Origin of the sequence: Acinetobacter sp. SA01 (assembly GCF_011319235.1) — a bacterium.
GTDB lineage: Bacteria > Pseudomonadota > Gammaproteobacteria > Pseudomonadales > Moraxellaceae > Acinetobacter.
In genome coordinates this window covers 33,307-56,758 of record NZ_WXXM01000011.1, presented here as the reverse complement: position 1 = coordinate 56,758, position 23,452 = coordinate 33,307, and the positions used below count along the sequence as shown (strand labels likewise).

The window sequence follows — 23,452 nt, the reverse complement described above, 5'->3', positions numbered from 1 at the left end:
AGGTTTAACATGAAGAACAGCATTATAGGTTTAAGTATGGTCATAGCCATAGCGCTGTCAGGCTGTGCAACCACACCTTCAAAACCACTGACGTTTGACCAGCTGGGGCAATTCAGCAATACGCCCCTGAATGCACAAAGCTATCGCATCAGTTTTCAGGCCCGTCCCAACATGAGTTTTGGGACTGCCGAAGAAATTACTCTGGTGAAAGCCGCCCAGACCACGGTACAGAACGGCTTCCGCTATTTTAAAGTACTAGATGATCCGAGTAACCGTAACCAGCCACCTCGTCAGGCTGTGGTCTATTCCAGCCCAATGTACTATCCCTATGGTTATTATCGCCGTTATCCCGGCTTCTGGCCTGACCCGTTTTATGACATGCCACACGTGGTGACTATTGACCCGGTACAGGTTTCCTATAGCATTGAATGTTATAAAGATCAGAAAAAAGCACCCGATGATGCCTTTGATGCCTATTTGATTTTAAAATATTTAGGACAAAAGTATGGCTTGGGCCCTAACGGCCAGGTATTACCACCAGTACCAAAAACAGCAAAATAACAACAGTTTAGTAACCGACAGGAATCCTGCATGACCACAGCGGAAGCAATCACCACACCGAGTTTGCAACGCAGTAAACGCTTTGCCACCATTGCCCTCATCAGTGCCATTTTGACCTGGTTGGTGTTAATGGTAGTGGCCAAACTGATTCCTGAATATGCCTGGCTGGTTCATATTTTCATGCTTTCTGCCGAAGCGGGTGTGGTCGGCGGACTGGCCGACTGGTATGCCATTACCGTATTGTTCCGCAATCCTTTTGGGAAAATGCCAATTCCCAAGTTTCTGCTCGACCACACTGAAATCATTCCGCGCAATAAGGCCAGGATTGCCGAATCGATGGGACGTTTTGTACAGGAAAACTTTTTATCTCCACAAGTGGTGGAAAGAAGCCTGCAAAGTACCGATCTGAGTCTTGCGGTCGGACAATGGCTGGCAAAACCGGAAAATAACACTCAAGTGACCCAAGTCATTCAGCAAACCGTACCGAAGATTTTTGAATTTGTTGGTCAGGAACAGATTGGAAACTTTATTCAAAACAACAGTGTGCAATGGGTACGTAACACCCAGGTTAACACCCTAGCCAGTGAAATGCTGCGCGCGGTGCTGGAAAATGACTTCCATCAGGACGTATTGCAACGTGGACTCGATTTGGCACATGAATGGATGATTTCCCATCCTGAACAAGCCCATGAAATGACGCGCCGGCTTTTCAAAGAATTAGGCGTGTGGAAACTGGCCAAAGGCGCCAGCTGGATTGGGATTGATGTACAGCAACGCACCATCGATTCACTGATTGAACGGGTGGAATCCATGCTGGCCGATCCGCAGCATCCCTGGCGGCAAAAAATTGAGCAGATGGGGCAGCAGCTGATGCTGGAACTGGCTGATAGTGAAAGTGAGGCCAGTGAACGGTTAAACCGCACCAAAGATGCCCTGCTAGATAGCCCTCAGGTACTGAATTTTATCAGTGGTGCCGTAGTGATCCTCTGTGATGCCATTAAAGCAGACTTGCTCAAACCCGATTCAGGCATTGCACAAAATCTGCGTGTTGCGATTCAACAGGTCGGGGAAAATATCATTTCCAATCCGGCAGTACGTCAATTGCTGAATGAACGAATGAGTGGGCTTGCCGTCAATTTGAGTGATCAATACAGTGAAAAAGTGATCCGTTTTATTAGCGAACGCATTCATGAATGGGATTCGCGCGAAATGATCGATAAAATTGAAAATGAAGTCGGTGGCGATTTACATATGATCCGAGTCAATGGGGTTGTAGTCGGTGCATTTATCGGTTTGGTGCTGGGGATAATCCGTGCCTTGGTGGATGTATTGCTTTAAAGATCTGTTCAAAATCAATAAAGCCTATTCATCAAAGCAACTGGTCTGGACTAAGAACTGATTCACTTCGATGAATTGGGAGCAGAAAGATTAACCCGTTTGTCTGTTAATTTACGCACCAAAGGCAACAGGGTTAGCACAATGGGAAAAGCAAAAGCCTAGAAAATCCTGCTTTTTTGAATCTTTTGCAGAATTTTCCTGCTTCAATTCTGCGTTAGTTGTCGGACAAGATTCATTCAATACAAATGCATTCACCTAAAGACCACGAAATTTGCTATATTTGCTGTTTTTCTGCGACATTTATTTTTCGACTGATTATGAATACGGCAATCCAAGCAGCTCTCGATCATGCAGTGCAATCTCTTCAAGCTGAAGGTGTACTTCCATCCGACTGGAATAACAGCGGTCATTTAACGCGAACCAAAGACCGAAGCCACGGTGACTTCGCTTCGAATATTGCCATGATTGGTTCTAAAGCTGCGGGTATGAAGCCTCGTGATCTTGCAGAAAAAATTCTTGCTGCATTGCCTGAAGTAGCAGACATCAGCAAAGCAGAAATTGCGGGTCCCGGCTTTATCAACTTCTTTTTAAATGCCGACCAACGCTTTGCTGTTTTAGACCAGATTCAAGCACAAAAAAATCAATTTGGTCGTACTCAAGCTAATGGTGAAAAACGCGTTCAAGTCGAATTTGTTTCAGCAAACCCGACTTCTAGCCTGCACGTTGGTCATGGTCGGGGTGCAGCCTATGGCATGACCGTTGCCAATCTGCTGGAAGCAACCGGTGCCAAAGTTGACCGTGAATATTATGTCAATGATGCTGGCCGTCAAATGGACATTCTGGCGACATCTACATACCTTCGTTATTTAGAGCTTACGGGTCAAACCTTAGTCTTCCCTAAAAATGCTTACCAGGGCGACTACGTTAAAGAAATCGCGCAAAGCATTATTGACCAAGACGGCACTACTTATGTACGTTCGGTTGCAGACGTATATAAAGATGTACCTGAAGATATTCAATACGCTGAAGAACTGGATGCTGACGGCAACAAAGTAGTGTTATCCGGTGATAAAGAAAAACACATCGATGGCTTGATTCATAATTCTCAAGCGTTGATTGGCGAAGGCTACCGCGTATTCCATCAAGCGGCGCTCAAAGCGATTCTTGATGACATTAAAGATGACCTGGGCGAATTTGGTGTGACCTTCAACCAATGGTTCAGCGAAGCATCTTTAACTGAAAAAATTGAAGAAGCGCTACAAACTTTAGATCAACGTGGATTCCTATACGAACAAGATGGCAATATCTGGTTTAAATCGACTGAATTTGGCGATGAAAAAGACCGCGTAGTGAAACGCCGTAATGGTCAAACCACTTACTTTGCCTCTGACATTGCTTACCACCTGAATAAATTACAACGTGGCTATACCGATATCGTCGATATCTGGGGTTCAGACCACCACGGTTATATCGCCCGTGTTAAAGCAGCGATTGACGCCATGGGTTATGACTCGAAAAAATTGACCGTGCTTTTGGTTCAGTTCGTGAGCTTGTGGCGTGGTGGCGAGATGGTGCAAATGTCATCCCGTTCAGGTCAGTTCGTGACTTTACGTGACCTGCGTAAAGAAGTCGGCAACGATGCAGCACGTTTCTACTACGTGATGCGTAAGTCTGAACAGCACATTGACTTTGACTTGGACCTTGCTGTTTCTCAAAGTAAAGACAATGCCGTGTATTACATTCAGTATGCACATGCCCGTATCTGCCGTATGCTAGAAAAAGCAGTTACAACAAGTGTGAACTTTGATGCTACGAATGCACGTCAATTTGCGGCGAAACTTGCGCTGGATGCAGAAACAGAAATTCTGGCCAAACTTGCAGCCTACCCTGAGATCGTGATTCGCGCAGCCAACAGTTATGAACCGCATCAAGTCGGTAACTATCTGAAAGAATTGGCAGCATTATTCCACGGTTGGTATAATGAGCATAAAGTACTCAATGATGATGCTGAACTTACACAAGCCCGTTTATTGCTTTCAGTAAACGTACAACAGGTTTTACGTAATGGTTTAGAATTATTAGGTGTATCTGCTCCTGAGGCGATGTAAGCACAACAAGGTTTTGCATCGCCGCAAGACCGAAAGCTATGCTTGAAGTGGCGATGTAATAATTAATGCCCGTGTGCAGCAATGTTACTCGCAGCAAAAGTCATGTTTGTGATCATCTAAACTTAGTTAATGATTTATAGACAATAGGGTAAATAAGGTGTTATCTAAAAATAATACCTTGTTTTAAATAGATTTAAATTAAAAATAATACACGAGGAATCCCACGTGTTTGGAAAAACGCAGCGCGGTGTCTCTGAGCGACCGAATAAGCCGAAAAAGCCATTGATTCCTGCATGGCTGGGAACGCTGGTGGTTATTTTAATTGTGTTGAGTTTTGCCGTAGCTTTGATGCTGTGGAAACCGTGGGCACCGGTTAAACCGAAAAATCAGATCAGTTCTGAACATTATCAGGAAGATACCAACAAGGACTATCGTTTCTACGATTTATTGCCACAACAACAAGTGACACCCATTCCAGATCAGGCAGTTCCTGAAACTAAAAATTCAGAAACTGTAGTGATTGTTGAAGCTCCAGAAACAGAAACGGCTCCTCCGGCTGAAACAGCCGAGCCAGGTCTGGAAAGTTCTGAAGCACCTGTTGCCCACCAGCCAAGTTATATTTTGCAGGTGCGTAGCTATCCCGATCCAGATAGTGCCGATGCACGCCGTGCCGAAATTATCCTGAATGGTCTGTCTGCAGATGTAGTGAAATCGGTTGAAGGCGGTCAAACCTGGTACCGGGTAATTTCTGGGCCTTATGATTCTCAGGAAGCTGCCATGATTGCACAGCAAACCTTGCAACGCAGTGGTATTGATTCGATTGTGGTGAAACGTTAATTTTTAGACATTAAAAAGCGCCTTATTTGAGGCGCTTTTTTATTTTGACCGTCCTAAATCTTTTCCTTGATGAAACATTCCCCTTAACAAAGGGGGACTGAGGGGGATTGATATAATTCAAGAGGTAAAATAATCCCTCCCTGACGCACTCGAAATATATTTCGAGGATGCTCACCTTTAAAAAAGGGAGGCTAAAAGCATTTAAACCGTATGCCCCAACGCTTCGCCCATCACTACAACAGAATTGGCCTTGAACATCGGATCCCATTGCATTTTATCTTTTTCAAATAGCACCACAGCAGTTGAACCCAAATAGAAACGGCCCAGCTCTGCCCCTTTTTCAAGGCACAAATTGTGCTGGTTAAGCTCCAGATGTCCAGTCGGTTTCACCTTACCCGTTGCCACAGTTTCAATACCTGCAACAATCATGGCACCGACCAAAACCACCGCCATACGCCCCAGCTCAGTATCAAACAAACACACCATCCGTTCATTACGCGCAAACAGACCCGGAATATTTTCCGCAGTGGTTTGATTGACCGAGAACAATTCCCCTGGAACATACAAGGTTTCAGTCAAAGTCCCGGCAAAAGGCATATGCACACGGTGATAATCTTTAGGTGATAAATACACCGTAGCAAAATGACCATTTTTAAACGGTTCGGCCAATTGCGGATCGGCAATCAGTTTTTCCACCGAAAAGCTTTGCCCCTTGGCCTGAAAAATATCGCCTTCTTCAATTTTACCCAATTGTGAAATGGCACCGTCGGCAGGCGACACAATACTATGCGGATCAGCATCAATTTGGCGTACACCCTCTTTTAAAGAGCGGGTAAAAAATTCGTTAAATGATTTGAATTTCAATGCATTGCTTTGTTCAGCAATCGACATATCAATTCCATACTGGGCTTTAAAAGCCTGAATCACGGTATTTTTGATAATCGGATGTTCACTGGCAGCCAGTTTACCCACGACACGTGATAATTGGTGTTGTGGCACAACACGTTGTGCTTGAATAAAAATTTGTTTTTTTAAACGTGATGCGAAGCTCAAGACGGTAACTCTCCGGTAATAATCGGACTGTCGAGGCGGTTGCCCCATTCACTCCACGCACCATCATAAGCCTGTATCTCCCAACCGAGCAATCGGCCCAGAATATAGGCCAAACCCGAACGATGATGTGACTGACAATAGACCACCACAGGTTGTTTTAAATTGAAACCCAGTTGTTCCAAGCGCTGTTGAGTGCGTTGTAAAGGATGCAATTTTAAATGATTTTCACGATTTAGGGCAGTACTCCATTCAAAATGTCGGGCATTTGGAATGTGACCGCCGCGTCGCGCTGCAAGTCGAAGACCGGTATATTCATCTTCGGTGCGGCAATCCCACAATTGAATGCTATTGTTTTGTACTTTTTCTAACAGCTCCGCATATTCAATACGGTACTTTTCGATATTGGTTAGATTAATCTCCACCAGAGGCACTACGGGAACTAATTTTTCCACTTCTGAAGAAGTAGGCAAACCGGCTGCCAGCCAGGCATGAATGCCACCATTTAACAGGCTGGTATTTTCAAAACCCAGACAATGCAGGTTCCAGATCAGACGCCCTGCCCAAGCCCCACCTTCATCATCATAAGCCACCACATGATGTTCCGGAGAAATATTCAGATATTCAATCAGGGCTTTTAAGCCCTCTACATCAGGCAACAAACCTGAAGCCTGCTCTTCTTGGCGTACCAGCTGCTTCGGTTGCACATGAATGGCATGCGGAATATGCAATTGATCATAAACAGAACGACGGCTTAAATCGACAATGCGTAATTTTTCATTGCCTAAAAACGGAACCAGCTCTTCTGCTTCTATCAGCAGAGCAAAATTAAATGCAGATACAGTCATACTTTTTTCGTGTTTTGTTTAGATCAACATGGACGATCTTAGCATAAGTCATTTTCACTATTATGCTGATTTTTTGCATTGGTTTAGCAAAAAATCAGCTATAGCCATGATGATTATTCTGTTTCGCTGAGATTAAATACCTGACGTAAATAGGCCAGGAAGGTATCGTTATCGGTCATGGTTTTTCCTGGACTATCGGAAATTTTTGCTACCGATTGACCATTGCATTCCACCAGTTTTAACACAATATTGAGTGGGGTTTGTCCCAAGTCATTGGTTAAATTAGTGCCTATACCAAAGCTGACCTGAAAACGGTCTTTAAAGTATTGATGCAAGCCCCAGGCTTTTTCCAGATTCAGCCCATCACTAAAGGTCAGCATCTTGGTTTTGCTGTCAATTTTTAATTTTTTATAATGTGCGTAGGCTTTATCACCCCATGCATAGGGATCCCCACTGTCATGACGCAAACCATCAAACAGTTTGGCAAAATACAGATCGAAATCACGCAGAAACGCATCCATTCCTACCACATCGGTCAGGGCAATCCCTAAATCACCACGATATTCCTGCACCCAGGTTTCCAGTGCCGCTTTCTGAAAATCGCGTAAACGCACATCCAGAGCCTGAAAGGCCTGTAAAAACTCATGTGCCATAGTTCCGATCGGAGTAATGCCTAATTCTTTCGCAATCAACACATTGCTGGTACCACGGAAAATATTCGGTGAGGCTTGGTTAAATACCTCAATCACATGCTTTTGCCATGCAAAGCTATAACGACGACGCGTACCAAAGTCAGACACCAACAAAGGTGGTTCATGAGGCTTCAGTTCTTTTTCATAATGCTTTAACAGTTCGACTTTGGCTTGCAAACGGCGTTCACCTTCTGCCAAAACTTCATCACTGCGAATACGCATGAAATACAGTTCATTGACAATCGCCAGAACAAAAATTTCAAACATCATGGCCTGAACCATCGGGCCTTCAATCCAGATGTCCAGACGACCTTGCTCATCAATGCTGGCTTTAATAAAACGACGTTTCAGCTGGAACAGTTCCAGATAATCGACAAAGTCACTTTTGATAAAACGTAAACTGCGAAGATAAAGCAGCTCATCTTCTTTAAACTTAAGCTGGCATAAATAGTCAAGTTGCTGATTCAAATCGTCCAAAATATCCGTCAGTGGATAAACGGTATCCTCTAAATTACGGCAACGAAAATGATAAACACTGTGCGTTTGGGGAAATTTATGCAATACCACTTGTAGCATGGTGAATTTGTACAAGTCGGTATCAAGCAAAGATTGAATGATTGGGGCCATATCTAATGAAATTTCGCTGTGCTGACTGCATTAAAACACACTTTTTATCTTGATATTGCTAGTTTTGCGTACAGCTGGACCCGTCAAGGCAATAGAGTAAGGGCTAAACCTCCTTCTTATTCAGCCATAGAGTCATATTTCATTTCCTATGAGCGGCTGTGGGTCACATGACTCTCACATTTGCATCTTCATATCCAGTTTCATTAAAATCTGCTTGAATTCATTCATGTCAAGATAGAGCAAAATATCTTTAACCAAACCTGATGATTCTGTTGAGATATTGTGTGTATTTTAAAGCTTAAATTTCTGCCTGTTTGCTACAATGCTGCGGATAAATTGAAGATTTAAATTGGTTAAGTTATGCGTGCATTATTGCAACGGGTTCTAGAAGCAAAGGTTGTGGTGGATGGTGAAACCACTGGGCAAATTGAAAAAGGCATTTTAGTTTTTCTGGGATTAGCTAAAGAAGACAATCTGGAAAAAGGCAAAAAGCTGATCGACAAGATATTGAAATACCGTTTTTTTGATGATGAACAGGGCAAAATGGGCTGGAATGTGGCTCAGGCCGGCGGTGGATTATTACTAGTGTCGCAATTTACCTTGATGGCACAAACGCAAAAAGGTTTACGTCCGGACTTTGGTCCAGCCATGCCACCGGGTGAGGCAAAAGCTTTATATGAAGCCTTGGTCGACTATGCAAAATCTCAATTTGAAAATGTGCAAACGGGTATTTTTGCCGCCGATATGAAAGTGCATCTGGTCAATGATGGCCCGGTGACGTTTAATCTGGAAGTTGAATAAAGCGACAATATTCCAGGCATCAAAAAAGCCCTCGATTGAGGGCTTTTATTATTTTAATCCTTTCCCTCTTGCGAACTCAGAATATATTCTGAAGATTCCCACATTTTTAAAAGGAGAAGAACGAAAAGCATAAAATCTTATTTACCAGTCTTTTCACGAATGAATGAACGTACCAGTTTCACTTTTTCTTGTACCGGTTTTGGTAATTTTGGAGGAATCAGTTTGGCAACCTTGTTAAACCAGACCAAAAGGCTAAAATCGCCTTCCATTTTAATCGTACCATTTTGCATGCCAGTCATGAAAGCGCTTGGATCACCTTTCATTAAGGTTTTTACACCTTGCTCACTGTCTGCAAACTGCAAAATGAAGTCTGCTTTTTCTGCATCGCCTGCTACTGTGTCAATTTGCCCATTATTTACAATAATTTGACGTGCAAAGCCCAGATCAGTACCAATTTGAATACGGAATTGACGTTCATGAACCAGTTCAATAAATTTTGGACTGGTACGCGCTAACTGTTTCATACGCAAAGCTAAGCCCGCAACTAACAAATCAAGCGGATCCGTGCTTACATCGACCAGTGGTAATTTTACGACAGGAATCGAAGATAGTTTCATGACATTTAAGCCTATTGTAATTGTTGGAAAATTGACGACTTATCCTACCATAAGTTGGGTTTTTTGAAGTAAGGCTTTGTATAACAATAATCAATAAAAAAAGATGTGCCGCAGCACATCTTTTTCTTGGAATTATCAGTTTTTCAAATTAACGGCTTGAGTAGTGTTGCTGCTCATCATCATAGACTGGTGTATGTTCAATATAGCGACGTTTGGCTAAAGCGCGTTCTGCACGACGATCTTCGCGGATTAATAGCAGGGTTAAAATCCCCATGACCGACATTAACGCCGTCAGGTAACTGTATCCCATCGGTAAATCAAACGCCAGTTGAGTACTAAAGCGAATGGCTTCAATCAAGCCCCAAAACAGCATACCTGCAAACATAAAGCTTAACAAACGACGATAAGGCGAGAAGAAAACAGCTATCAAAGCAGCGGCAATCAAGCTTAAGCCTATGATGGTTGCTAAATTCGCTGTAACCATAAAAACCTCCGTCCTATAAAGGATGTTGACACTTTTATATGGGTCTAAATCAAATCCCCGATAGCGTGAATAAATGCTGAAATATATTTATATCAATTTCTATGCAAGCATTATGCGGAGTTTTTTGAAGAAAAAAAGTCTTGTATTTTCAGCAAGCGACATACCTTGTCGCAATATTATTTTGTCATTACATTTTTTTATTTTTAACTTTTTCTGGAAATAAGATGGGCTCGGACTTGCCGTGTCATTACAAAAAAATAATGCATTAAAAGCATTAAAAAAATATTTTTTACCAATGGATAGATTGGTGTTTTGATCGGCAATTTAAGCCAACCGTTTATCGTAATTTCACTATTTTGGCCACAAAAAACGCGACATTAATGTCGCGTTTTGTCAATAACATCCACCGTTAGACTGAACCATTAGGCACGGCTCAGGTCTTTATCATGTACACCTAGAAGATATAACACCCCATCCAGCCCCACACTTGAAATCGCCTGATTGGCATTCTGGCGAACCAGAGGTTTGGCGCGAAAAGCCACCCCTAAACCGGCAATCGACAGCATTGGCAAGTCATTGGCACCATCACCCACGGCAATGGCCTGTTCCAGTGAAATATCCATTTTGTCTGCCAATTCACGCAGCAACAAGGCTTTGCGAGCGCCATCCACAATATGACCCTTGACTTCACCTGTGACCACGCCATCTTCTACATCCAGAATATTGGCATGGACTTCATCGATACCCAATTTTTCTTGCAGGTATTCGGCAAAATACTGGAAACCACCAGAAAGAATTGCCGTTCTATAGCCCAACGCTTTCAAGGTTGAAATCAGGCGTTCTGCCCCTTCCGTCACGGTCAGACGCTCGGCAATTTTAGGTAAAACAGAGGCATCCATACCTTTGAGCAAAGCGACACGGGCGCGGAAACTTTGCTGGAAGTCCAGTTCACCTTGCATGGCACGTTCAGTGATTTCAGCCACTTGCTCACCGACACCAGCTTCAATGGCCAACTCATCAATCACCTCCTGTTCAATCAGGGTCGAATCCATATCGAAGCAGACCAGACGGCGATTACGACGGTAAGCATTATCTTCCTGAACCGCAACATCGACACTCAGTTCACTGGATAAACGCAAGCAGGCGGCACGCATGGCAGTGGCATCGAGCATTTGTCCTTTGAGGCCAAATTGTACGCAAGAGCGTTTTGGTGCTTCAACTGTGCCATTGAGTTCCGGGCGGCCCGACAAACGGGTCACGGTTTCAATATTAAAACCCTGGTTAGAGACGATCTGGGTCACGGCCTGCAAATGTGAGGCAGTCAATTCAGGTGCCAGTGCCGTCACGATATAACGGGTCTGTCCCCCTTCACTCACCCATTGATCATATTCTGATGTAGAGATTGGTTTAAAGCGCACTGTTAAGCCAATATCATGTGCTAGAATCAGAATCTCCTTCATGGCTAATGCTGTAGCAGTTTGGTCATCTGACGAAACAACAATACCTAAAGTCAGTTGGTTGTGGATGACGGCTTGTCCAACGTCCAAAATTTGTAACGAATGTACGGACAATACCTGCATTAATCGTGTAAATTGATTAGGCTGGTCGGGTCCCAAAAATGATATAAGAATGATTTCTCGCATGAATTGACTCGGATCTGAGCTACAACTATTGCTAGAATCATAATCGAATTTGAACATAAATGCCTTGGAAGTTTACGTTGAATGCGCCTAGACAAGGGCTATTTGCTAGCCTACTGATTGTAAGTTTTGCTTTTCACACCTTTTTACTGGTACTTGCGACGACGCATCAGCTGAATGCTAACCGCGCCAGTCAGGGACAGCTGATGACCTCACAACTGGTCACAGACAGCCTGTCCGAGCTGGAACCGGCCAATACGGTGTCATTGGCTTTACTGGCCGACCGTTATGCCACCAACCCGAGTGTGGCTTCTATCCGTATTTTGGATGCGAACAATCAGGTACTGGCAACAGGCGGTTTAACCAAAACACGCCAAGGCGAAGTGTTTGTTCGTGAAGCACTGCAAAATGAAAAGAAAGTTGGCAGTATTGAAATTACCCTGATTCAGCCCAGTATTGGAGAAATTTTACGTACCCAATGGCTGGCCATTTTATTATCGCTGCTGATTCATGGCTTGTTATGGTTGGCCTACCGTGCCATTGCCCGTCCAAGCCGTACCGAATATCTGGCACGTATCAATAATGAATCACGCCTCAAACATGAAATTCAAACCCTGACTCAGGCTTTGGAACAAGAACAGCACAATGCCGCAGTCGCGATTGCCCAGGCACAGAACAATGCTCAGGCCAAAGCTAAAATCAAAGAATCGAAACCTGTGGTACTGGATGACAAGTGTATTGCCTTAAATATCCAGTTTTATGACCCTAAACAGCTGATGGATTCGGTCAATAAAACCGTTTCCATCCCCTATTTCAATCTATGTCAGATTTTCCTGAATAAAGCCACTGAACTCTGTGTACAACATTACAAGTTAAACAGTTCAGACATCACCACGGTGCATAAATTTGATGAACATGGCGCAACCATTAGCATGACGGTAGAAACACCAAATGCAGTGCCTTGCCTGGTGATGATCAGCACCGTGTTCCAGCTCTTGTCCGATGTGCTGTACAAACGTTATCGTGAAGAAAAACGTTTTGTGTTGCAGACCCGCAGTGCCATTTCCAGCCACGTTGAGGCCATGCAGCTCAGCCCTGTCCAAGCAGCAGAACGTCTGGTACAACAATTGACTGCCAAGGAAAGTGCTATTCACTTACCGAATGAGTTGCTCAAGCAGATCTCGGATTGTTACCAGCTGGTTAGCCTGCCGAATCCAACCAATGTACTGACCCGTCATGCCTTTATGATGAACGGGATGGACAGTGAAGTGGCGGAACTGGCACAAACCTTTAGAACCGAAATTTTAAAAGCCAAACAGTCCAAGGCCTCTTAAACTTAAGGTATAAAAAAACCGAGCAGTTCAGCTCGGTTTTTTTATCTCTAGGTTTCTGTGCTGAAGTACAGTGCTCAACAGAGAGTTCTTGATCATTCTTCTATTTTATCTGTCCTGCTTGCCCAATAACTCGCTAATGCAGGACCTGAAATATTATGCCATAAACTAAAAATGGCACTCGGCACCGCAGTTAGTGGTGAGGCAGCAAAATGCACTGCTGCTAAAGCCACGCCTAAACCCGAGTTTTGCATGCCGACTTCTACCGCAACGGCTTTACAGTCTGCATAAGGTAATTTAAACAAACGGCTTGCCCAGAAACCCAGCAGATAGCCCAGACCATTGTGCAAAGCCACAACCCCTAGAATCAATAAACCAGATTGCAAAATTTGTGTCTTACTTCCTGCAATAATTGCCGCCACAATGGCCACAATCGCCAGCACTGAAATCAAGGGCATCACCTGAATATAAGAGTCCACTTTTGACTTCAGTACCGCCCGAATCATTAAACCCAGAATAATCGGAAACAATACCACTTGCAGAATCGAACCCAGCATCGACAGAGCATTAATCTCAATCCACTGGCTGGCCAGAAGATAAAAAATTGCCGGAGTTAATACAGGCGCTAAAAGAGTCGAAACCGAAGTACAAGCAACCGATAAAGCGGTATTGCCTTTGGCCATATAGGTAATCACGTTAGATGCTGTCCCGCCCGGGCAACAGCCCACCAGAATTACCCCGATGGCAATTTCAGGGGGCAGTTGAAACAGCTGGCATAAGCCATAAGCCAGTCCCGGCATCACCACAAATTGTGCGACCACACCAATCCCCACGGCTTTGGGACTTTGCACTACCCCTTTAAAATCATCCACGGTCATAGTCATGCCCATACCGAACATGATGATTCCCAGCATCCAGGTAATATAGGCTTTAAGCCAGACAAAGGCTTCCGGGAAAATTAAAGCAATAGCAGCAAATAGCACTACCCACAGGGCAAAGGTTTTCTGAATAAATTGGGTAAAGCGCAAAAAAGCAGACATACAATACATCCAATATTTATGCTGTTCTGATCTGGAGAGCTGGTTGTACCATATCTATTCAGCAAAACAGCAACTTTATTCAGCTTGATCCTGTTTTTTAGGAGATATGGCGTTGAACGATATCCTTCACCAAAATACGCTTGACCCCTGCTGCAAGCATGTCTTGCCAGGCATGCTGTAATGACCCGTGTAAATCGATACCTTTGGTGGCATCGGAAATCACATAGCTTTTAAAGCCCAGTTTACAGGCATCTATTGCGGTCCAGGCCACACAAAAATCTGTGGCAATGCCGACAATAAAAACCGTATCAATGCCACGTTCTTTTAAATAGCCAGCCAAACCGGTTGTGGTTTTCTGATCTGCTTCCAGAAAAGCTGAATAGCTGTCGATATGGGCATGCGCGCCCTTGCGGATGACCAGTTGGGCAGTCGGTAAATGCAGATCTGGATGAAGTTCTGCATCAGCAGTGCCTTGCACACAATGGCTCGGCCATAAGACCTGACTGCCATAGTCGAGCTGGATACTGTCATAAACCGCCTTACCCGGATGATTGTCTGCAAAAGAGATATGATTTTCAGGATGCCAGTCTTGAGTCAGGACAATATTGCTAAAATACTGGCCCAATACATTGATATTCGGAATAATCTGATCGGCATTCGCTACGGCCAGATTACCACTGGGGGTAAATCCTCGTTGCACATCCACCACAATCAAAGCCGCATTCTGCATTATTTTCATCCCTTGAAATATCAATTTACGCCCAAGCATAGCGCAAAATAGTAGAGGATTTTTAGCACTAGCGATAAAAATAGAATGACTGTTCATTCGGACTAATCTTGCAATCAGTTCAATATCTGCATCATTTTGCATGAATAATAAATGAAGGATTGGTTTTTATTTCCTCTCAATCGGTAAGCAATAAAAAAGCCTGCATTTGCAGGCTTTTCAGGATTGTAATGCTTTACACTTTGGTGCGGTTGACCAGGATCAGCATACATACTGCAGAGATAATGATACATGGAATCGCTGCGGTAATAACGCCTGCTGCACCGAAACCTGCAGTCAGTAACTGACCTGCAATCACAGGGCCAAGCATTGCGCCGATACGGCCTACTGCAGAAGCAACACCTACACCAGTACCACGTACTTCGGTCGGATACACGATACTACCGAAAGCATACAGTACGCCCTGACAGCCAATCACGAAGGCACCTGCCAATGCTGCAGCCATATACATCTGGCTCAGCGAGCTTGCACCGTTCAATGCCAATAGGCCTGCCAAAATACCACCGTACATCAACACAATCACGTAGGCTTTTTTCCAGCGGTCGGTCAACATACCCAAAATTACAGTACCAATCGTTGCAGTAACCATAAAGTAGAACTGTGCAGTTGAACCGTCTTTGCGGGTGAAGCCCAGCTCCATAAACAATGATGGTAACCAGCTCAGCATGATGTAAACCACCATCAGCGTGAAGAAGTAGCTGACCCAGATGCACAGGGTACGTAACAGGTTATTCGAGTTAAACAGATCCTTGAATGAACCTTGTGGAGCAACGGCAAGTTCAGCTGCAGTTTTGTTCTGTGCCTTCAGGTATTCTTTCGACTCAGGCAGAAACAGCATCATCAGTGGAATCACGAAAATCGGTAATAAACCGCCCAGGTAGAATACATTCTTCCAGTTGGCACCGAATTCAGTTGCGGCAATTAACGACAGGATCGCAGCACCGACCGGCATACCACAGTACATCAGACCCACGGCACGACCACGGTTTTTTGGCGATACGGCTTCAGAAGCCAGCGTGATCAGAATTGGCATGGCACCACCCAGACCGGCACCCGCCAGAAAACGCACAGCCAGCAACGTGTTAAAGCTGTTTACCCAAACTGTACATAAAGTAAATGCGGCAAACACTGCTGTCGACCAGATCAGGACTTTCTTACGACCAATACGATCTGCAAATCGACCGCCGACCAGTGCACCAGGCAGTAAGCCTAAAATCCCTGCACTGAAAAACACACCCAATTGCGAGCTGTCAAGACCAAAATGCTCACGAATACCCGCGGCTGCAATACCTGCGGCCTGAATATCCAGGCCCTCGATCACCGCGATCAGAAAACAGATCGCTACTGTGATGACCGCGTGCTTGTTATCTGATTTTTCCATTGGAATATCCTTGTTTCAATCAGCGTTGTTCATAATAAAGTCGCAATCATCTATGAGACTGGCAGCATAATTAACTACCAATAAGTTGAATAATTTACACTTTATTAACAAAAATACTGGATATTTAAAGTTTTTCAGTACCAAATACACATAGTCGCAAAAACACTTAATCCGCGTAATCCGTACAAGAAAAATTCACATGATCTTGATAAATTCGATTCTAAAAATCATCCTGTGCGAAAAAAGTTAAAATGGAGTAATAGTTTTTATTAATTATTCTTCTAGTTTTTAATGATCATTTTGATAGATTAACTGTCTGGTTCATATAGCTTTAAAGTCTATACTGATTCTTATTAAATCTTAAATTCTGATGTTTTTACCCGGAATTATTGAGTTGATTGGGCCCAGCGCAGTTTTTTAAAATAAAAGTAAGCATTTTCACAGTCAAAAAATTGATCTTAAAGGATTAAAAACAGATTAGAATTTCAGGGCACATCCTTTTAAAAAAATTACCCTGGTTATATTTGTGCTGTTTTTCACTTGCTTTTCATAAAGTTTTTAGATGGTTTGACTAAAGCATATTGTTCTTCACCGCTTGTTCGTTCATAATTTGCATAAGCATTATTCAATTGGCTTGAATTTGCTATAAATCAAAATACGTAACCATCCACATCTCTGTTTTTCTACCCCAGTTGGATGGCCAAATAGGATAATTTTTTAAAATGACTCAGCAAGCACAGATCATTCAAGGTTCAATTGTCGCAATCGTCACCCCGATGTTTGAAGATGGCAGCGTAGATTGGAAGGGTCTAGAAAAGCTGGTTGAGTGGCATATAGAACAAGGCACCAACAGTATTGTGGCTGTAGGGACCACAGGTGAAGCATCGACTCTAAGCATGGCTGAACATACCCGCGTGATTAAAGAAATCATCCGTGTAGCCAACAAACGCATTCCTATTATTGCCGGTACCGGTGCAAACTCGACTCATGAAGCCATTGAGCTCACCAGAGAAGCAAAAGAGCTCGGTGCAGATGCCGCATTACTGGTTACGCCTTATTATAACAAGCCTACACAGGAAGGTTTATATCAGCACTACAAAGCGATTGCTGAAGCCGTTGATTTGCCTCAAATTCTGTATAACGTCCCAGGACGTACCGGCGTGGACATGCTCAACAAAACCGTGATCCGTCTGGCCGATATTCCGCAAATTGTCGGTATTAAAGATGCGACTGGGGATGTAGCGCGAGGGAAAGAACTCATCGAAGGATTAGCCGGCAAAGACATGACGGTTTATTCTGGCGATGATGCTACGGCATACCAATTAATGGGACTTGGCGCTAAAGGCAACATTTCTGTCACTGCAAATGTCGCACCGAAGGAAATGAGCCTGATCTGTGCTGCAGCACTCGCAGGTGATGCAGAAGGTGCTGAAGCTTTAAATAATAAAGTTGCAAATTTACACAATATTTTATTTTGTGAATCTAACCCAATTCCTGTGAAATGGGCACTCCATGAAATGGGCTTAATTGGTACCGGTATTCGCTTACCATTAACTCCTCTTGCAGAACAATATCGTACCCCGTTGCGTGAAGCACTCAGCGCTGCGGGTGTCATTAAATAAAGAGCACAACATTATGCAATTACGTTTCGGTTTAACCCTTGCACTTTCGGCATTCAGTTTAGCGGGTTGTAGTTCCATGGGAATCAGCAATGGTTCACTGGACTATAAAAATACAACAACCCTTGAACCTGTGAAATATCCGGAAGGTTCAATGGTTCGACCGGCAACGCCGTTGTATCCAGCCCCAACAATTGACCCGCTGGCGATTGAGCATGCACCCAAGCTTGAAAACAAGCACGGCAACCGCTTTGTGCTACCCCGTCCCGACAAGGCGCAAAGCAATAGCGCTGCCGATGCTCAACAAGACAGCACAAATATCGGTCGTCCACAGCTGGTTCGTGATGGAAACCAAAATCCACTGCTCAAAATAGACGGAAATTCTGCTACAATTTGGCAGTACACACTTGCCACCCTCAGTAGCCTCAACCATAGCATTGTTGGTCAAAGTAAAAATCGTTACGAAGTAACCATTAAGATTGATCAGCAAATTTATGTATTAAGACTGACCTCTGTAGGCACAAGTAACAACTTAGCTGTATTCAATGCCGATAACAGCTTTGCAGACCAAGAAAAAGCTGCAGAACTGTTAACCCAGATTTACCAAAATTGGCCAGCCTAGTCGTACTAGGCATTTTTTTTTGAAAAAGGTTCCCCCATGTTGAAACAAACCTTGCTCTATACTGGTAAAGCGAAATCTGTTTATGAAACAGATAGTGCAGATCACCTTATCCTAGTTTTCCGTGACGATGCTTCTGCATTTAACGGCGAAAAAATCGAACAGCTGGATCGTAAAGGCAAGGTGAACAACCGTTTTAACGCCTTCATCATGGAAAAATTGGCTGCAGCTGGCATTGAAACTCACTTTGAAAAACTTCTTTCTCCAACTGAAGTTTTAGTGAAAAAATTGAAAATGGTTCCAGTTGAATGTGTAATCCGTAACTATGCTGCCGGTTCTTTATGCCGTCGTTTAGGCGTAGAAGAAGGTAAAGAACTGGTTCCACCTACTTTCGAATTGTTCTTCAAAGATGATGCGCTTGGCGATCCAATGGTGAACGAATCTCAAGCGATTGCTTTAGGTTGGGCAACTGCTGAACAATTGGCACAAATGAAAGAACTCACTTACAAAGTAAACGAAGTGCTTAAAGGCTTGTTCGATGCAGGTAACATGTTACTTGTAGACTTCAAACTTGAATTCGGTGTATTCCACGACCGTATCGTACTAGGTGACGAATTCTCTCCAGACGGTTGCCGTCTATGGGACAAAGACACCAAGAAAAAACTCGACAAAGACCGTTTCCGTCAAGGTTTAGGCGGTGTTGTTGAAGCTTATGAAGAAGTTGCTGCACGTTTAGGTATCGACCTTTCTGATATCTAATTCGTTCATCGAATTTCAAAAACCGGGCTGTTTAGCCCGGTTTTTTTATATCCCAAAAATCGAAAAAATAGATTTAATTAATAAAAATGATCGTTTTTACAATATTGGTTTTTTTACTTAATATCTCTTATATACCGGGCAGCAAGAGGTTGAAGTCAATGACTTTATAAGCTCCTGCTGACCGACCAAGATTTTTAGTTTACCCTCTAGGATGTATCTCCCCTAAGACATCCTATTTTCAGCCCAATCCGTCCTATGGATTGGGCTTTTTTTACGCTTTTTCATCTGAAAAACTCAGCATGAAAGAAAATACCTCAGCGCCTGGAATCATCTTGACTGTTATTGCTGTTGTTGCTGCTGCATCCAGCGACGCTGTTGCAGTTTTTCTCCTTCCACTTCGCGCTTGTTCCGTGCAGATTCGTATAGCTTGGTGCCTTTTAATTCAGGTGGCATATACTCTTGCAGAACGAAATGCTCTGGATAATTATGCGGATAGAGATAATCCACACCATAGCCCTGCTCTTTCATGAGCTTGGTTGGTGCATTGCGTAAATGTAGTGGCACAGGCAAGTTTGCAGTTTTTTCAGCCAGGTCGAGTGCCTTATTAATGGCCAGATAAGTGCTGTTACTTTTGGCACTGGTCGCCAAATACACTGCACACTGACCGAGAATAATACGACACTCCGGCATGCCCACAGCCTGTACCGAACGGAAACATTCGCCTGCCAGAAGCAAGGCATTCGGATTGGAATTGCCAATATCTTCCGAAGCGGCAATCAGCATACGACGGGCAATAAACACCGGATCTTCTCCACCTTTTAGCATGCGCGCCATCCAGTACAGCGCTGCATCCGGATCACTGCCGCGGATGGATTTAATAAAGGCAGAGACCAGGTCATAGTGCTGCTCACCCGATTTGTCATAACGGGCAATATTCTGCTGCGCCACCTTGACCACAATGGCATTGGTGATGATATTTTCCAGTTCCGGTTCAAAAGTACTGGCAATTAAATCTAGAAGATTAAGCGCCTTACGTGCATCTCCAGCCGCAAATTGCAGTAATGCTTCGTATTCTTCAATTTGGATATAACGCTCTTTTAAAAAGGCATCCTGCTGTATGGCATTATTCAATAAAGTTCGAATTGACTCATCATCCAGCGCATTTAAGGTATACACCTGACAACGCGATAACAAGGCATTGTTCACTTCAAAAGAGGGATTTTCTGTGGTTGCTCCAATTAAGGTAATTTTGCCTTTTTCTACTGCATTCAATAAGGCATCTTGCTGTGACTTGTTAAAACGGTGAATTTCATCAATAAACACGACCGGGGTCAATAAATCGCCACTTTCGGCAATCACTTCACGCAGTTCTTTTACTCCGGTATTGAGCGCCGATAAACTGATAAAGGGCCGATCCACGGCTTGAGCCAAAAGCAAAGCAATGGTGGTTTTTCCAACGCCTGGTGGCCCCCAAAAAATGATGGAAGGTAAATGGCCCTGATCAATCATTTGACGTAAGGGGGCACCTGCTCCCAATAAATGATCTTGCCCGATAATTTCGGACAAATCACGCGGACGAAGTCGTTCAGGGAGTGGAATATGGCTCTCAGACATCTTGTTATTTCTTTACTGTACTTAAACTAAGTCTACTATGTAATTTTAATATCGCGCATTTCAAATGAGCCGATTTACAAAAAAATCGCTGTGTCAGGTCGGGGTGAGGATGAAATTTGCAAATTTTTTCAGCCAAAAATTATATGATGAACAGGAAATTAACGAACCCAGCGCACAATATATTCCTCAAGATCGTCTTCATTGACTTCTGTTTCGGAAATACAACGGCCTGCTGCCGATTTGCGCGCCTTGATCACACTGTCACGTGTTCCTGTATTTAAATAATGCCAGGCAGGTAGACTCTTGCCTTCTTTTAAACGGCGATAAGCACAGCTCGGCGGCAGCCAATGAATAGTGGCTAATTTTTCTGGTGTGAGTTGAATACAATCCGGCACATGGTCAAGTCGCTGCTCATAATTACTACAACGTGCAGTTTTGCAGTCTAAAAGTTTGCAAGCCACCTTGGTATAAGCGACTTCTTGCAGTTCTTCATCTTCTAATTTGATTAAACAGCAGAGACCGCAACCATCACATAATGCTTCCCATTCGGCAGGATTAAGTTCAGTTAAAGCGTATTCTTTCCAAAATTGTGGACGTAAGGATTCGGTCATAGCAAAGCAAAAATTAGCAAATGAAGCATATTATAACCTGTGCATGATTACAGTCCATAAACGTGATTATTACTTTAAATCATCGATTTGCCGTCAAACTGAACATTTTTTAAACACAAGCATAACACTGCTGGAAATTTTCCGCCCCTATACTGAATCTACTTTGAAAATAACAACACATGGAGAAAGCTTATGTTCCGTTGGGCGATTATTTTTGCAGTAATTGCACTGATTGCAAGTCTACTAGGTTTTGCTGGCGTTGCAGGATTATCTAAAGATTTTGCGGTTATTTTACTCGTGGTTGCCGTTATTTTAGCAATCGTCGGCTTCCTCTCCAGGGGAAGAGTTTAGTTGAATGAACTCCACTTAAAAATATCTCACTTGATCAAAAAAAAGAGCCTATTCAGGCTCTTTTTTCATATCCGATTTTTTTTATTCAGCTTTCTATTATCTACCTAGCAAAAGAACCGAATCAAAAATTAAATATCTTTTTATCTAACTTATCTCGCCGTGTAGAGTTTTAAGATAAAAATTAAGGTCTTAAATGACGTGGTCTAAAGCCGGTGACCAATAAACCAATCGCATAAGCCACCACACCAACGATACATAAACCGATCACTTCCAGTATACGCATCCATTGTGATACATCTCCATTGTACCAACTCAATCCATACCACAGTGCAGCAATCATCGCGGCATTCGCCACTGCATATTGCAGGAACAGCTTTTTCCAGTGTCCGGCAAAGCGGAAAATATTGCGTTTATGCAGATAAAAATACAGCATACCGGCATTGACCAAGGCCGAACCTGAAGAAGCCAGGGCCAAGGCCATATGTTCTGCATGCCAATCAATGAGCTTGAAGAAACCAATAAACACCACGTTTAAAATGGCATTCGCTGCCACGGCCATCAAGCCAACACGCACAGGTGTGCGGGTATCTTGCTGGGCATAAAAGCCCGGGGCAAAGACTTTAATCAGCATGAAGGAGATTACCCCGGCACTCATACATTGCAGGGCCAGCGCAGTCATTTCAGTATCTTGCAAGGTAAATTGCCCACGCTGGAACAAGGCCTGAATAATTGGAGTAGACAGCATAAATAAGGCGATGCTGGCAGGAATACCAACCAGCATGATCACTTTGGCAGCCCAGTCAATCATGCCTCTAAATTTAACCTGATCCTGTTCGGCATGACGTGCAGACAGTGAAGGTAAAATCACGGTACCAATCGCTACACCGATCAACCCCAAAGGCAATTCCGTCATCCGCTCGGCACTGTATAACCACGATACCGAACCATCCTGCATGAACGATGCCCAAATGGTGTTGAGCAATAGATTAATCTGGGTGACCGAAACACCAAACAGTGCCGGAAGCATCAATTTCATGATGCGTTCCACACCTTCATGTTTGAAATCTACTTTAGGCGGAATCAATAATTTTTTACGCCACAGCTCTGGAATCTGAATGACCAGCTGTAAAATACCGGCAATCACCACAGCCCAGCCGAGTGCCATAATCGGTTCGGCCATATAGGGCGTTAACCACCAGGCGCCTGCAATCATGGTGATATTCAATAGTACCGGCGAAAAAGCCGGGGTTGAAAAAGAACCATAACTGTTCAGAATACTGCTGGCAAAAGCCGTTAAAGACATAAACAGCAGATAAGGAATGGTCAGACGGAACATGTCTGTCGCCAGGGCAAATTTTTCCGGGTCGTCATGGAAACCGGGCGCATAGATATACAGCACCGCAGGTGCTGCCACCATGGCAATAAAGGTCAGGGTGGTCATAAAGGTGGCCAGACAGCCAAACACCCGGCTAATCAGGATTTGCACTTCGGCATGGGTTTTCGTGGTTTTATATTCGGTTAAAACCGGAATAAAAGCCTGTGAAAATGCCCCTTCGGCAAATAGGCGCCTGAAAAAGTTGGGAATACGAAAGGCCACCACAAAGGTATCGAAATCTTTACCTGCACCAAACACATTCAGCAACACCACATCTCGGACTAGGCCCAGCACCCGAGACAACATGGTCATTGTACTAACAATAAAGGTCGATCGCCAAAGCGCCATCGTAACTACCCAGT

The 23,452-nt window shown here is 43.7% G+C and carries 22 protein-coding genes; 10 read left to right on the top strand and 12 right to left on the bottom strand.

The genetic code is table 11. The features are described 5' to 3' along the window. Positions 1-9: 9 nt before the first annotated feature. The 4 genes from GTU69_RS11250 to GTU69_RS11235 all read left to right on the top strand — a co-directional run bounded on the left by GTU69_RS11250 (position 10) and on the right by GTU69_RS11235 (position 4,844). Positions 10-561: a hypothetical protein gene (locus GTU69_RS11250; protein ID WP_166170563.1), complete on the top strand. Its 552-nt coding sequence runs from the start codon at positions 10-12 to the stop codon at positions 559-561. A 30-nt stretch (positions 562-591) separates the two neighbouring features. Continuing rightward, complete coding sequence (locus GTU69_RS11245; RefSeq protein WP_166170561.1) at positions 592-1,899, top strand: DUF445 domain-containing protein; 1,308 nt, start codon at positions 592-594, stop codon at positions 1,897-1,899. 317 nt (positions 1,900-2,216) lie between these two features. After that, positions 2,217-4,007: an arginine--tRNA ligase gene (argS, locus tag GTU69_RS11240; protein ID WP_166170559.1), complete on the top strand. Its 1,791-nt coding sequence runs from the start codon at positions 2,217-2,219 to the stop codon at positions 4,005-4,007. A gap of 225 nt (positions 4,008-4,232) precedes the next feature. Continuing rightward, positions 4,233-4,844 carry an SPOR domain-containing protein gene (locus GTU69_RS11235; protein WP_166170557.1) on the top strand — a complete coding sequence of 204 codons (612 nt, stop codon included), beginning with the start codon at positions 4,233-4,235 and terminating at the stop codon, positions 4,842-4,844. A gap of 201 nt (positions 4,845-5,045) precedes the next feature. Here GTU69_RS11235 and asd read toward each other — a convergent pair whose 3' ends face one another. The 3 genes from asd to pncB all read right to left on the bottom strand — a co-directional run bounded on the left by asd (position 5,046) and on the right by pncB (position 8,061). Further along, positions 5,046-5,897 (bottom strand): archaetidylserine decarboxylase, encoded by an 852-nt coding sequence (gene asd, locus GTU69_RS11230; protein ID WP_166170555.1) that lies wholly within the window; start codon positions 5,895-5,897, stop codon positions 5,046-5,048. Further along, the gene (locus tag GTU69_RS11225) at positions 5,894-6,742 is read right to left on the bottom strand and encodes a rhodanese-like domain-containing protein (RefSeq protein WP_166170553.1); all 849 of its coding nucleotides are present in this window, start codon (positions 6,740-6,742) and stop codon (positions 5,894-5,896) included. The genes asd and GTU69_RS11225 overlap by 4 nt, the downstream gene beginning before the upstream one ends. A gap of 113 nt (positions 6,743-6,855) precedes the next feature. Continuing rightward, entirely contained in the window at positions 6,856-8,061 is a 1,206-nt protein-coding gene (pncB, locus tag GTU69_RS11220) for a nicotinate phosphoribosyltransferase (RefSeq protein ID WP_166170551.1), read from the bottom strand. Positions 8,062-8,421: 360 nt separating this feature from the next. Between pncB and dtd the strand changes: the two genes are divergently transcribed. After that, a complete protein-coding gene (gene dtd / locus GTU69_RS11215) occupies positions 8,422-8,862 on the top strand; it encodes a D-aminoacyl-tRNA deacylase (RefSeq protein WP_086196572.1) in 441 nt (146 codons plus the stop codon). A gap of 137 nt (positions 8,863-8,999) precedes the next feature. Here the strand turns inward: dtd and GTU69_RS11210 are convergent, their stop codons facing one another. The 3 genes from GTU69_RS11210 to serB form a co-directional block, all read right to left on the bottom strand. Next, entirely contained in the window at positions 9,000-9,479 is a 480-nt protein-coding gene (locus GTU69_RS11210) for an SCP2 sterol-binding domain-containing protein (RefSeq protein WP_166170549.1), read from the bottom strand. A gap of 148 nt (positions 9,480-9,627) precedes the next feature. Next, positions 9,628-9,963, bottom strand: a complete 336-nt coding sequence (aciT, locus tag GTU69_RS11205) for an AciT family ciprofloxacin tolerance protein (protein ID WP_086196574.1) — start codon at positions 9,961-9,963, stop codon at positions 9,628-9,630. A gap of 422 nt (positions 9,964-10,385) precedes the next feature. Then, the gene (gene serB / locus GTU69_RS11200; protein WP_166170547.1) at positions 10,386-11,606 is read right to left on the bottom strand and encodes a phosphoserine phosphatase SerB; all 1,221 of its coding nucleotides are present in this window, start codon (positions 11,604-11,606) and stop codon (positions 10,386-10,388) included. 77 nt (positions 11,607-11,683) lie between these two features. On the opposite strand from serB, the gene GTU69_RS11195 reads away from it, so the two are divergent. Beyond that, positions 11,684-12,937 carry a hypothetical protein gene (locus GTU69_RS11195; protein WP_086196576.1) on the top strand — a complete coding sequence of 418 codons (1,254 nt, stop codon included), beginning with the start codon at positions 11,684-11,686 and terminating at the stop codon, positions 12,935-12,937. Between the two features lie 92 nt (positions 12,938-13,029). Here GTU69_RS11195 and GTU69_RS11190 read toward each other — a convergent pair whose 3' ends face one another. From GTU69_RS11190 to mhpT, 3 genes are all read right to left on the bottom strand, one after another. Next, positions 13,030-13,974, bottom strand: coding sequence for a bile acid:sodium symporter family protein (locus GTU69_RS11190; RefSeq protein ID WP_166170545.1), 945 nt, complete (start codon positions 13,972-13,974; stop codon positions 13,030-13,032). A gap of 97 nt (positions 13,975-14,071) precedes the next feature. Then, a complete protein-coding gene (gene pncA, locus GTU69_RS11185) occupies positions 14,072-14,707 on the bottom strand; it encodes a bifunctional nicotinamidase/pyrazinamidase (protein WP_166170655.1) in 636 nt (211 codons plus the stop codon). A gap of 229 nt (positions 14,708-14,936) precedes the next feature. Further along, the gene (gene mhpT / locus GTU69_RS11180) at positions 14,937-16,142 is read right to left on the bottom strand and encodes a 3-(3-hydroxy-phenyl)propionate transporter MhpT (protein ID WP_166170543.1); all 1,206 of its coding nucleotides are present in this window, start codon (positions 16,140-16,142) and stop codon (positions 14,937-14,939) included. Between the two features lie 722 nt (positions 16,143-16,864). Here mhpT and dapA point away from each other — a divergent pair. From dapA to purC, 3 genes are read left to right on the top strand one after another with little or no spacing between them, the layout of a single operon-like run. Further along, positions 16,865-17,764: a 4-hydroxy-tetrahydrodipicolinate synthase gene (dapA, locus tag GTU69_RS11175; RefSeq protein WP_166170541.1), complete on the top strand. Its 900-nt coding sequence runs from the start codon at positions 16,865-16,867 to the stop codon at positions 17,762-17,764. A gap of 13 nt (positions 17,765-17,777) precedes the next feature. Beyond that, the gene (locus GTU69_RS11170) at positions 17,778-18,383 is read left to right on the top strand and encodes a lipoprotein-34 precursor (NlpB) (RefSeq protein WP_086196579.1); all 606 of its coding nucleotides are present in this window, start codon (positions 17,778-17,780) and stop codon (positions 18,381-18,383) included. Between the two features lie 36 nt (positions 18,384-18,419). Continuing rightward, positions 18,420-19,139 carry a phosphoribosylaminoimidazolesuccinocarboxamide synthase gene (gene purC, locus GTU69_RS11165; RefSeq protein ID WP_086196580.1) on the top strand — a complete coding sequence of 240 codons (720 nt, stop codon included), beginning with the start codon at positions 18,420-18,422 and terminating at the stop codon, positions 19,137-19,139. Between the two features lie 339 nt (positions 19,140-19,478). Here purC and GTU69_RS11160 read toward each other — a convergent pair whose 3' ends face one another. Further along, positions 19,479-20,753, bottom strand: a complete 1,275-nt coding sequence (locus GTU69_RS11160; protein WP_086196581.1) for a replication-associated recombination protein A — start codon at positions 20,751-20,753, stop codon at positions 19,479-19,481. A gap of 158 nt (positions 20,754-20,911) precedes the next feature. Beyond that, positions 20,912-21,364 (bottom strand): YcgN family cysteine cluster protein, encoded by a 453-nt coding sequence (locus GTU69_RS11155; protein ID WP_086196582.1) that lies wholly within the window; start codon positions 21,362-21,364, stop codon positions 20,912-20,914. Between the two features lie 192 nt (positions 21,365-21,556). Here GTU69_RS11155 and GTU69_RS11150 point away from each other — a divergent pair, with 192 nt between their 5' ends. Further along, positions 21,557-21,715, top strand: coding sequence for a DUF1328 domain-containing protein (locus tag GTU69_RS11150; protein WP_086176419.1), 159 nt, complete (start codon positions 21,557-21,559; stop codon positions 21,713-21,715). Between the two features lie 181 nt (positions 21,716-21,896). On the opposite strand, the gene murJ is transcribed toward GTU69_RS11150, so the two are convergent. Then, a complete protein-coding gene (gene murJ / locus GTU69_RS11145; protein ID WP_166170539.1) occupies positions 21,897-23,438 on the bottom strand; it encodes a murein biosynthesis integral membrane protein MurJ in 1,542 nt (513 codons plus the stop codon). Positions 23,439-23,452: the final 14 nt, after the last annotated feature.